The organism is Rhodococcus aetherivorans (assembly GCF_011058165.1).
GTDB classification, from domain to species: Bacteria; Actinomycetota; Actinomycetes; order Mycobacteriales; family Mycobacteriaceae; genus Rhodococcus; species Rhodococcus aetherivorans.
On the sequence record NZ_JAALEG010000132.1, the window covers coordinates 1 to 10,864 of the forward strand.

Annotated in this window: 10 protein-coding genes and 2 pseudogenes; all 12 read right to left on the reverse strand. The window is 65.7% G+C overall.

Translation table 11 applies throughout. The annotated features are described in order from the left end of the window. Window positions 1-312: pseudogene (locus tag G6039_RS28535) on the reverse strand (lytic transglycosylase); the annotation flags it as partial. A 49-nt stretch (window positions 313-361) separates the two neighbouring features. Then, the gene (locus tag G6039_RS28540) at window positions 362-997 is read right to left on the reverse strand and encodes a hypothetical protein (protein WP_006930733.1); all 636 of its coding nucleotides are present in this window, start codon (window positions 995-997) and stop codon (window positions 362-364) included. A 61-nt stretch (window positions 998-1,058) separates the two neighbouring features. Next, entirely contained in the window at window positions 1,059-2,018 is a 960-nt protein-coding gene (locus G6039_RS28545; RefSeq protein WP_051445973.1) for an MlaD family protein, read from the reverse strand. Continuing rightward, a complete protein-coding gene (locus G6039_RS28550; RefSeq protein ID WP_051445972.1) occupies window positions 2,015-3,010 on the reverse strand; it encodes an MlaD family protein in 996 nt (331 codons plus the stop codon). Before G6039_RS28550 ends, G6039_RS28545 begins: the two co-directional genes overlap by 4 nt. Then, window positions 3,007-4,098, reverse strand: a complete 1,092-nt coding sequence (locus tag G6039_RS28555) for an MlaD family protein (RefSeq protein ID WP_043796785.1) — start codon at window positions 4,096-4,098, stop codon at window positions 3,007-3,009. The genes G6039_RS28550 and G6039_RS28555 overlap by 4 nt, the downstream gene beginning before the upstream one ends. Before the next feature lie 2 nt (window positions 4,099-4,100). Then, window positions 4,101-5,120, reverse strand: a complete 1,020-nt coding sequence (locus tag G6039_RS28560; RefSeq protein ID WP_235193993.1) for an MlaD family protein — start codon at window positions 5,118-5,120, stop codon at window positions 4,101-4,103. Next, entirely contained in the window at window positions 5,105-6,115 is a 1,011-nt protein-coding gene (locus G6039_RS28565; protein WP_029545645.1) for an MlaD family protein, read from the reverse strand. The genes G6039_RS28560 and G6039_RS28565 overlap by 16 nt, the downstream gene beginning before the upstream one ends. After that, window positions 6,112-7,197, reverse strand: a complete 1,086-nt coding sequence (locus G6039_RS28570) for an Mce family protein (RefSeq protein ID WP_043796777.1) — start codon at window positions 7,195-7,197, stop codon at window positions 6,112-6,114. The genes G6039_RS28565 and G6039_RS28570 overlap by 4 nt, the downstream gene beginning before the upstream one ends. 4 nt (window positions 7,198-7,201) lie before the next feature. After that, on the reverse strand, window positions 7,202-8,080 hold the full coding sequence (locus G6039_RS28575) for an MlaE family ABC transporter permease (RefSeq protein WP_043796775.1): 879 nt from the start codon (window positions 8,078-8,080) through the stop codon (window positions 7,202-7,204). Beyond that, window positions 8,080-8,976: an ABC transporter permease gene (locus G6039_RS28580; RefSeq protein WP_006930742.1), complete on the reverse strand. Its 897-nt coding sequence runs from the start codon at window positions 8,974-8,976 to the stop codon at window positions 8,080-8,082. Before G6039_RS28580 ends, G6039_RS28575 begins: the two co-directional genes overlap by 1 nt. Window positions 8,977-9,127: 151 nt before the next feature. Beyond that, window positions 9,128-10,174 (reverse strand): ABC transporter ATP-binding protein, encoded by a 1,047-nt coding sequence (locus tag G6039_RS28585; protein WP_420902774.1) that lies wholly within the window; start codon window positions 10,172-10,174, stop codon window positions 9,128-9,130. A 558-nt stretch (window positions 10,175-10,732) separates the two neighbouring features. Continuing rightward, window positions 10,733-10,864: pseudogene (locus G6039_RS30885) on the reverse strand (alpha/beta hydrolase); the annotation flags it as partial.

Consider the following 10,864-nt stretch of genomic DNA (forward strand, 5'->3'; position numbering starts at 1 on the left):
CGGGTTCTCCACCGGCGCCGGCGGCGGTTCGAGCACCGCGGCCGCCTCCGCCGGCAGGTGCGGCATCAGCGCGTCCTTCGCCGCCGACGTCGCGTCCGCCACGGCCTGCTCCGCCGCCGGACGCATCAGCTCGGGCAACCCCGCCACCAGATCGGCGACCTGCCGGTCCAGAGTGCCGGCAGCCTCCTGCACCGCCTCGATTGCCACCCGGGCCTGGTCCTCGAGCGGCTGCGGCAGATCCATCCCCGAGACCACCACGCCGACCGCGGTTCCTATCGCCATCACCATGCTCGCCGGCTCACTCGACGACATCTCCGACCTCCTTCCACCGACCGCCGCCACCGACAATGCACGGCGCCCCTCACCTGGGTGTATTGCCGTCGCCCAGAGCCGATCCGACACCGCTGATTTCGGCGATCTTCCACTCGTCGCGGCTGTCCATGCTCAGCTTGTACGTCGCCGTCGATTGGATGCCCTCGGGGGCCTGGGCGTTCTTGGTCACCACACTCACGAAGCAATCGACCGTGTAGATGCCGTCCGGACCGGCTTCGGCCTTGGCCGTAATCGGCTGCGCCGTCGACGTCCACTGAAGCGGAACGATGATCTGCTCCATCGAGGTCGCCGCGCGAGTGAGCCGCTCCGAGAGTTCGGGGCTGGTTCCGGTGGTCAGCCGGGTTCGCCAGGTCTGCAGGTCGCGGAAGTCCATTTCGGCAGCACCTGTCGCGTATTCGAGCGCGGCCTGTTCGGCACGCTCGAGTGCGGCCGCCTCGGTGCGAACTCGGTCGAGTTCGCTTGCCTTGTCGCTCACCTGCCAGCCGAGGAGGGCCACGGCGGCGCACAGTGCCACCACGAGTCCACCGATGAGTATCTTCCCGGGTTGTAGCCGCACCGTGAACCCGGACCGCTGCGAATCCGCCTGCTCCCGCGGAGGGACACCGTCCTCGGCCGTACTGCGGTCGTTCTTATCGGTGGACTGATCGGAGGTGATCATCTGCATGGTGCGCCTCATTCCTGTTCGTATCGATCTGATGGGGTGACGTGCCGGGACCGTCGGACGGTCAGTTGCCCGGCGCCTGCACGTGCACGGTCACTGCGTCCCCCGACGATGTGGAGGTCAGGGCATTGTCGAGCAGACGGCCGACGTCGATCGTGCGGACCGCCCTCGCGCCCTGAGAAACCGAAGGCAGAAGATCGACGCCGATGACCTCGAGGTCCGCGGCCGTCGCATCGAGGAACTTCTGCAGTTCACCGATGAACGGACTGGCACCGTGCGCGATACCGGCATTCAGCGGCCCACGATCGGCAGCGAACTTGATGCCGGCGAGCAGATCGCGGAACCCGCTTCCGAACTCGGCGAGGTGCGGCTCGGCGTTGTGCATCCCCAGGGGAATCGTCGTGCTGTCCAGCAGCAACGGTTGAACGGTCCGCAGCAGCGTGGTGAAACTGTCCGCGTTCTGGGCGAACGTGGCTGCCATCAGTTCCCCCGCTCGCGAAAGATTGCCCAGCACACGCGGATCGTCGGGCAGAGCGACATCCAGCGCCTCGAAGATCTGGCGCACGCCCTCCGGATCGACCTGCGTGAGCAGGCGGGTGAGGCGCTCGGACAACTCCTCGAACGTCGTCGGCACCACAACCTGGGTGGACGGCACGAACGCGCCGTCGTCCAGATACGGTCCGGCCGCCGACGCCGGCCACACGGCGAGATACGGTTCGCCGAGCGCCGACAGATTGTCCACGCGGAACGCACTGTCGGCGGGGACGGGATGGTTCCGGTCGTACTTCCACGACACGTCGATCGCGTCCGCTGATGCGGTGATGCCGGTGATCTCGCCGATCTCCACCCCGCGCAACAGCACCCGCGAGCCCTCCACCAGGCCGTTCGTGTCGGGGACCTGCACCCGTGCCGTGTAGACGTCCTCCATGAACCCTGTCCGCAGGCCCAACTGAGTCATGTACAGGAACGAGAGCACCGCTATCAGACCCATACCCACGATCGACCGCGCTGTACGCCGGCTCACTTCACAGCTCCCAACATGCGCAGGATGTTCTCGGCATCGGCAAGCAACTGATCACCGTCCGCTGTTTCCACCGAGACGATGTCCACCGAGGGATTCTGGGCAAACGGAATCAGTGTTGTCCGAAGGAAATTCGACACTTCCACGGTGGCCGAGGGCCCGCCCCGGGAGACGTCGGTGGTGTCGGCGAGCGATTCGAACATCGGGATCAGCCACAGTCCACCCTCGTACAGGCTTCCGACGGAAGGAAGGATCTGACCGATGTGCGACACGACATCCACCGCGAGCCGCCGCCAGTAATGCACGGTCGACGAGTCGAAGATCGTGGCGAGCGAGTCCGCATTGGCGTCCACGGTGACCGCAGTGGCATCCATTTCCACGAGCAGCCGGTCGATCTCGGCCGTCCGATCGCCGAGGTCGCGCAGGTCCACCGACGCGATCGACGCAAGTCGTTCCACTTCCGGGACGGGCGGCATCACCGCGTTCACCCGGGCCATGACGTCCTCGACCCTTCGGATGCTGCCGCCGTTGACGAATGTCGCGAGCACGGCCATGGTGTCCTCGAGCTGCGGCGGCGACGTGGTCCGGCTCAACGGGACGGTGCTTCCCTCCTCGAGGTAGCCCCCGACGACGGCGTCGGGGTCGCGGACGAGGGCGACATAGGTGTCACCCAACAGGGTGTTCTGCCGGACGATGGCCCTCGCGTCCGCAGGCACCCGCGTGTCCTGCCGGATCCCCGCGACGACGGCGACGCTGTCGTCCGCCACGTCGAGCTCGCGGACCTCACCGACTCGTACGCCGTCCATGATCACATCGGCTCCGGCCGGCAGATTCATGACGCTTTCGAACTCGAGCGAGATCTCGTACCCGTCCCCGACGCCACCGCGGACCGACGGCAGGTCCTCCGGCCGCAGCGAGCATGCCGAGGCGACGAGCGTCAGCAGCAGCGCTGTCGTCACCCGCGCCGTCCGTCCGAGGTCGATCCGTGTCTTCACTGTGCAGCCCCGTTCAGGAGGACGAGATCCATCAGACCCGTCGGCGAAACGCGAGCTCCTGATTCGGTCGGTGTGCAGCTACCCGGCCGGACGGTGTCGAGGAGTGCGCACAGCCGGTCGGCGTCCTCGTCGCTCAGTGTGATGGTGGGGGGCGTGTACTGCATCGTCAGCCCGCCGGCGTTCCGCGTCTGCTGATCCGCGACCGCCGCGAGCGACGGCACCGTCGCAACGAGGCTTTGGATCTCGCCCGTCCGCCCCGCGGCGAGTGCGATCGCGTCGGCGACCTGACCGTGCACGAACGGCCAGATGTCCCCGCCGTACTTGCGTTGGATGTCGTCCAAAGTGGCGACAAGCCAGCCGATTCCCACGCACACGTCGATGGTTCCGGGCCACAGGTCTATTCCCGCCACCGCCACGTCCGGCATCTGCTCCACGACGGACTTCATCGCTGCCCAGTCGGCGAGAGCCTGCTCGCTCAACGGCGCCATGTTCGCGATGGCAGTACCGATGTCGGCGACGAACTTGTCGGGGCTTTCCATGGCATCGGCGGCATGCAGCATCATCGACCGGGCGTTGTCGCCCTGTCCACGCAGAGCCTGGTCCAGGCCCGCGACGGCCATCTCGACGGTGTCCGCGCTCCCTTCGGGAGAAAGGGCCTCGATGAAGTCCGCCGCCGACCCCACGACCTCGGAGATGGCCTTGGGAGTCCGGCTGTTCTGCAGCGGAATACAGGATCCCGGTTCGAGCGTGGGGCCGGACGTGTCGTTGCCCACGAGCTCGAGGCTGCGGTCGGCGAGAATCGACTTGGATCGGGTCACCGCTTTGACATCGGCGGGAAGCGGGCGATCCCCGTCCGTCGAGAACGTCACCTCGACGTGACCGCCCTTCTCCACGATCGACTCGACCCGTCCCACCGGGAACCCCATCCGGGTGACCGGATTACCCACATACAGCCCGACCGCGTCCGGCATTTCGGCGCAGTACGACGGGGCGGGTTCGGCTCCGGCCGTGCGCGCGGCGGTGAAGCCGGCGCCGACGACGGCGGTCACTGCCAGGCCGATCGTTGCTACCTTCTTGACCTTGTTCATCGTCAGCACTGCCGTCCCGGAACCGGAATACAGATGTCCGATGCCATGAGCGTTCCTCCGCTGATCGTGGCCAGCCCCTCGGGCGTGAGCCAGTTCGCCAATTGCTCCCGGGCCGCAGTCAGGGCGTCGATCGAGGGCCCCATGGACGCGTTGAATTCCTCGATCATGGCGCGCACCTGAGTGATGGCCGCCGCGACCTCGTCCCGGTGGTCGAGGTAGTACTCCTCGTACGGTGCCACAGTCATCAGCACGTGCCCGAGCAGCCGGTACGCCTCGTTGAAGCCGGCATGGTTGGTGTTGTACGTCGAGAGCACCATGTCCATCTCACGGATCAGATGGAAGACGAGCTCGCGATTCGCGTTGAAGGTCTGCAGGTACTCCGAGGCGAGTCCCGTGACCGTCCGGACCTGCTCACGCTGCCGGTCCATGACACGTGCGATCGCCGTCATCCCCGAGATGATCGATCCCACCGAGTCCGGGTTCTGCTGTAGCGCCTCGGCGACCTGGACCAGATTCGCATCGATCGTGCCGCCGTCGACGTTGTCGGTGGTGTTGGGGGCCGCCTGGAGTACGTCACCGATCGAGTACGGGACGGTCACCTGTCCCACAGGAAGGGCCCCCTCGTCGAGCGGTCTCACGCCGAGCGGGACAAGCGTGATCGCGTAGCCCCCGACCGGGGTCAGCATCCGGACCTCGACCCGCGACTCGGTGCCCACCAACACGTCGTCCTCGACTTCCATCGAGACCCGGACGGTCGACTGTCCGAGCTCCATGTCCGTCACCTTGCCGACCGACACCCCGGCGATCCGCACGTCCTGGCCGACCGAGATGGCGGACGCGTCGGTGGTCTCGAAGGCCACCACCTTCCTGCCCGGGGGACTTATGTAGAGCACGGTCGTCGCGACGAGCGCGAGGACGGCCACGGCTACCACGCCGGCGCCGATGCGCATGTCGTTGCCGAGCCACGTCGCCAGACGGGCAGTACCGAACCGTGTCCATGCGGACTTCACCGTGCGCTGCATACCACTACCCCGCTACCGTTGAGGAGAACGTCGACTTCGGTCGGCAGCTGGGCGACACCCTTGCTGCATCCTTCCCGTCCAGGGGAATCCCCGACCGGGATCTGCAGTCCCGCCACCGAACTCGGTAGCAGCCGGAGAGCTTCCGCTGTCTCCTCGAGCGACGAGAACGCTTCGGCCACCATCTGCTCGACGTTCGCCCCCGGCTGCAGGTTGTAGGCGTCGAGCAGCCGTTTGATCGGTGTCAGGAACTCAGGGCCGTACGTGGCGGTCTTCGGAAACTCGTCGAGAACTGTCATCGCCTTCGCGATCGGGAAGCTCATCGAGCGGAGGAACTCCACGACCTCATCCGACCGGCCACCCATGGAGTCGGAAATCCGCGCGAGATTGGTCGTCAACGTCGCGATGACCTGTTCCCGGTCGGCCGCGAGATCGGCGAGCTTCTGCGCGTCGTCGAGCATCGGCTTCAGTCCCCCGCCGTCTCCTTGCAGCAGGGCGATGGCGTTCTCGGTGAAGGTGTTGATGTCCTCGGCACTCATGGTGTCCAGCACCGGCTGCAGACCGTTGAACAGCTCGGTGATGTCGAACGAGGGTCGGGTCCTGTCGAGAGGCAGAGTTTCGACGGGGACCCCGGAATCTTCCCCGAAGTCGGCATCCACATACCGCACGCCGGTGAGGTTCTGGTACTTGACCGCCAGAGTCGTGTCCGCGGTGAGAACGTATGGCTCCTGCAGCGAGAAACGGACCTCGGCGATGGTGCTGCCCTGGCGAGTCACCAGGTCGATGGCCTCGACCTTGCCGATCCGGACCCCACGCGTGCGAATGTCACCGTTGACCCCGAGACCTGACACATCGGAGAACTCCGCGGTGTAGGTGCGGGTGTCACCGGCCACGGGACTGCGCATGGCGCTGATCACCAGCACGAACAGCAGAGCCGAGACAGCTGCTGCTATCGCGAGTTTGAGGACGGTCGCGAGGAAGACGGCACGCGCGTTCATCGCTCTCCCCCGTTCGGTTCGGCCGGCGCGGCGGCGATCCCGAGCGGGGCCGCAAGCGCCGGAAATCCGTCGAGCACGACGCGCAACCGGAGGCGTTGCCCGTCTGGGGTGTCGACGAACGCGGAGTCGAATCGACCAACGATCTCCCGCGCCTGCTCCGGCTTCAGGCCGCCGTTGACGAGGTGCGGGAAGACATCCGACACTTCCACGACGATCTGCGTCAGCGGTGTCAGTTCCTCCCCGTGCGAGGCGAGCAGGGCACCGGCTTGGCCGAACAGCTGATTGGCGGCCAGCGTCAGGCCGGCGTTCGACTCGTCGAAGACGGCATCGTCCACACCAATCGAGCCGTCCGGCAGGCGGTTGTAGACGCTGTCGTAGATGTACATCAGTGCCTCGATCGCCTGATCGCTGAATCCTGGTGTTGCCGCGAGGATGTCGTTGAATCTCGTCATCAGCTCGCTCGGTGGCGCCTGCTGCGCCTGTGCGACACGGTCGGCGACCAGCACACCCGTCTCGATCCACGGTGCCAGTCCGTCGAGGTAGTGCACCGACTTGTCGAGCGACGTGACCATCCGGTCGGTCAGGGTTCCGTCGATGGTGAGCGAGCCCTGCTCGATCATCGTCGACATCGTGAAGTCGCCTCCTGGCGTCCGCTGCACTTCGGTGTCGGGCTCGAGGGGGTCGCCGCCGGGCATGACGACGATGTTCACTGCGGATGTTCCGAAGTAGTTCTCGGGACGGAAGTCCACCTCGAACGAGTCCGTCAGCCCGGCGACCTGGTGCTGATCGAGGACGAGCCGCATCTGCACCGAGCCCGCCTCGGTTCGGTCGAGCCGTTCGACCAGACCGACGCTCTGTCCCCGCAGGACCACCTTGGTTCCTTCCGTCACCCCCGGACCGACATAGGGGACCTCGACCCCGACGGCGAGCCCGTCCGGCGCGGTCATGCGTGGATACAGAGACGCGGTGGCGGTGACCACCACACCCGCCAGGCCGATCACTGCGACGCCGGCGACCGCCAATACTCGGGACTGATTCGCTGCGGATCCCCGCAGGAAGTCCTGGTTCCTGGAAGTGCTCATCCCATCATCCCTTGAAGACCAGTTCGGGGCTCAGACCCCAGATGGCGACCGTCATCAGAAAGTTCAGGACGACGATCGCGACGAGGCTCGCGCGGATCGCACGTCCGGATGCGGCTCCGACCCCAGCCGGACCCCCGGATGCGAAATACCCGTAATAGCAATGGATCATCGTGACGACACCACAGAAGATCAACGCCTTCACCACGGATGCGGCCAGGTCGGGCACATTCAGGAATTGGGCGAAGTAGTGGTCGTAGGTGCCCTCCGGCTGTGCGTGGAACGTCTTGACCACCAGACCACCGGTGACGAAGCTGACGACGAGAGCCATGAGGTAGCCCGGAAGCACGACGAGCATGCTTCCGATGAGCCGCGGTCCGACCACGAAGGGGATGGCTTGGAGTCCGATCGACTCGGTGGCATCGATTTCCTCCGAGATCCGCATCGAACCGATCTCGGCCGTCATGCGGCATCCGGCCTGGGCGGCGAAACCGATTCCCGTGATGATGGGGGCGATCACACGGACGTTGCCGAACGAGCCGATGATGCCGGTCAACGCGCCGAACCCCAGAAGGTCGAAGGCCATGAACGCCTGGATCGCGACGACGGCGCCCACTGCGATGCCGAGGAAGAACATCAGGCTGATCACGCCGCCGTCCACCACCAACGACCCGTTGCCCCAGGCCATGTTGTTCATCGTGGTGAGAGTTTGCTTGCGGTAGTGACGGGCAGTCTTGGCCAGCAGGTAGACGGTCTTGCCGACGAAGAGCGCGATCTGTCCGACTTCCTCGACGCTCGCCCGGATCCGGCGCGTCACCGTGCCGGTGATGCGTACGGGGAACGTCGGCGCGGTCGCGCCGCGATGTGCTGGAGTATTCGTCGCCATCATGCCAACCGTGCCGGGAAGAACATCATCTGCAGCTGGCTCACGACAAGATTCGCCGCAAAGATGCAGAAGACGCTGAGCACGACCGACGCGTTGACGGCATTGGCAACGCCGGTCGGCCCGCCCTTTGCCTCGAGTCCCCGCAGTCCGGCGATCAACACCACCATCGCGGCGAAGATCACCGACTTCAGCACCGAGAACGCGAGATCCGTGGGCGTGGCGAACGCGCCGAACGACTGCCAGAAGCTGCCTGGGACGACGTCGTTCACGTTCGCGGAGATCAACAGGCCCGCCGAGACTCCCGCTGCGATGATGATGATGCACAGCATGGGAGCGATCGCGATCATCGCAAGGAATCGCGGGACTACGAGTCGCTGCACGGGGTCGATACCCATGACCCGGATCGCTTCGATCTCTTCGCGGATCGCTCGCGCGCCGAGGTCCGACGCGATAGCGGATGCGGCCGCACCGCTCATGAGCAACCCGGCGGCCATCGGCGCTCCCTGACCGACGACCCCGAGGCCGCTCGCCGCGCCGGCCAGTGAGTTCGCACCCACCTGGTTCATGATGCCGCCGACCTGAACGGACACCTCGGCTCCGATCGGGACGGCCATCAGCAGGGCGGGCAGCGCCGTCACCTTGAGTAGCTTCCACATCTGCTCGACCACCTCGCGTACCGACAGTCTCAGTGCAATGGTGTCCTCGATGCAGTAGCGCACGACGTTGCCACCGAGCCTCGCAGACCGGCCGATGGTTGCGAGGCTCTGGGTCGGTTTGTTCGTGACGTAGCCGCCGATCTTCCGGAGTACGACGTTCCGCCGCCAGGGGATCGGCTCCTGATCCCGACGCTCCGGCGGCGTCTCTGTCTCTACCGGCAGCGCCGGACCCGTCCTCATCGCTCCCCCATCAGGGGTTCGACGGCAGTCGTCCTACAGTCCCGCCTTCTCACAGGTCGGTACCTTTCTCGTTCGTGGCCACCCGGGGTGGCGCAATAGTTGCCGGCGTGAACTCGCCGCGGCCGGTCTCGACCGTGCGACTGGCGCCGCGTCACAGCGCTACTCGTGGGAGCACCGTCGTCGGGGCCTCTGATCCGATGAAATCGGACATGGTGTTCTCGTGTTCCAAGGATTCGAGGATGGCCTGCTGGGCGGCCTCGGGCAGGGTGTGCAGGATGTGCCGCACCCGCTCCTGCCGGCGGGCGACGGCCTGCCGCTCGGGCATCCCCGGGGTGGCCTTCATCTGCGGCACGATGCCCTCGACGTCCTCCACCCCACCGGCGTGGTGCCCGGCGTCGACGAGGGCCTGCTCCTGCGCCATCGTCGCCTCGTCCTTCTCCTCCGACATCCCGATCGGCCCGATCATCGTGCCGTTGAGGAACTGCTTGACCACCGGCTCGTCGCTGGTGAGCAGCACCTCGCGCGGACCGAACATCACCAGCTCCCGGCGGAACAGCATCCCGATGTTGTCCGGCACCGTCCGCGCCAGGTTGATGTTGTGCGAGACGATCAGGATCGTCGCGTCGATCTCGGCGTTGATGTCGATCAGCGTCTGGCTGATGTAGGTGGTGCGCACCGGATCCAGCCCCGAGTCCGGCTCGTCGACCAGGATGATCTGCGGATCGAGCACCAGCGCCCGCGCCAGCCCGGCCCGCTTGCGCATGCCGCCGGAGATCTCGCCGGGCAGCTTGTCCTCGGCGCCGAGCAGACCGACGAGCTCGAGCTTCTCCATCACGATCTTGCGGATCTCGGACTCGGACTTCTTGGTGTGCTCGCGCAGCGGGAACGCCACGTTGTCGTAGAGGTTCATCGACCCGAACAGCGCACCGTCCTGGAACAGCACCCCGAACAGCTTGCGGATCTCGTAGAGCTCCTTCGAGGAGCACTGCAGGATGTCGGTGCCGTCGATGACGATCGAGCCCCGCTCCGGCCGCAGCAGACCGATCAGCGACTTGAGGAACACCGACTTGCCCGTACCCGACGGGCCCAGCAGCGCCGACACCTCACCCGCCGGCAGCGTCAACGTCACGTCCTGCCAGATCCGCTGAGACCCGAAGGACTTCGTCAACCCCTCGACAGCTACTTCGACTCCCACGATTTTCCTCCCGTTCGCCGGCACGGCCTCCGAACGCATTGGTCACGATTGCAGGCTGCCGATTGTCTCGTCCCAATTGGACTCCCCCGGAGTGCTTATCGATCGAAACGCTCTTCGAACACTCCGGCGGGATGTGTGATCCAGACCTCGATTGCATGTAACTATGAGTCAGACTACGAAAATTGTCAATTGTTGGTCGCCGACGGCAGGCCATCCCGAACTAGTCCAATAAGGCTCTGCCGGAGCTGAATTGACCGGCACACCGCGAGCGGCACCTTCGTGCAGGATGACATCGGCTTGGCCACAACGGTATAGACGGAAAGCAACAGCAATAATGCACTCGCACAGCTCGATCGAATGTCATTTGTCCTTGTCGGAACGTTCAGCAAGCCGTCGCCGACCGCGATGAACCACAGCGCCGGACAGAGCGCGATCAATTATCCTGCAAACAAGGCATTATCGGCCGGCGTGGACATCCCCACAGAGGCCAGACGGGCATGTGCGCCTACGTAGCCCGTTCGCGGAGATGCCGGCAATCGAAGGAAATCTCGTCGCGGTTGTTCACCCGGCGCGCCTCCTGCCGGCGTCGTGGGCGAACCCGCGCTGGATGAGCCGGTCCAGCGCACCGACGACGACCTCGGGGAACTCGAGCTGGACCAGGTGCCCGGCCCCGCGGACCCGCTTGAGCTCGAC

Bases quoted from the DNA above. Each gene is read 5' to 3' on its own strand.
- G6039_RS28570 (WP_043796777.1), bottom strand. From the start codon at position 7,197: ATGAGCACTTCCAGGAACCAGGACTTCCTGCGGGGATCCGCAGCGAAT.
- G6039_RS28565 (WP_029545645.1), bottom strand. From the start codon at position 6,115: ATGAACGCGCGTGCCGTCTTCCTCGCGACCGTCCTCAAACTCGCGATA.
- G6039_RS28580 (WP_006930742.1), bottom strand. From the start codon at position 8,976: ATGAGGACGGGTCCGGCGCTGCCGGTAGAGACAGAGACGCCGCCGGAG.
- G6039_RS28555 (WP_043796785.1), bottom strand. From the start codon at position 4,098: ATGAACAAGGTCAAGAAGGTAGCAACGATCGGCCTGGCAGTGACCGCC.
- G6039_RS28540 (WP_006930733.1), bottom strand. From the start codon at position 997: ATGCAGATGATCACCTCCGATCAGTCCACCGATAAGAACGACCGCAGT.
- G6039_RS28560 (WP_235193993.1), bottom strand. From the start codon at position 5,120: ATGCAGCGCACGGTGAAGTCCGCATGGACACGGTTCGGTACTGCCCGT.
- G6039_RS28575 (WP_043796775.1), bottom strand. From the start codon at position 8,080: ATGGCGACGAATACTCCAGCACATCGCGGCGCGACCGCGCCGACGTTC.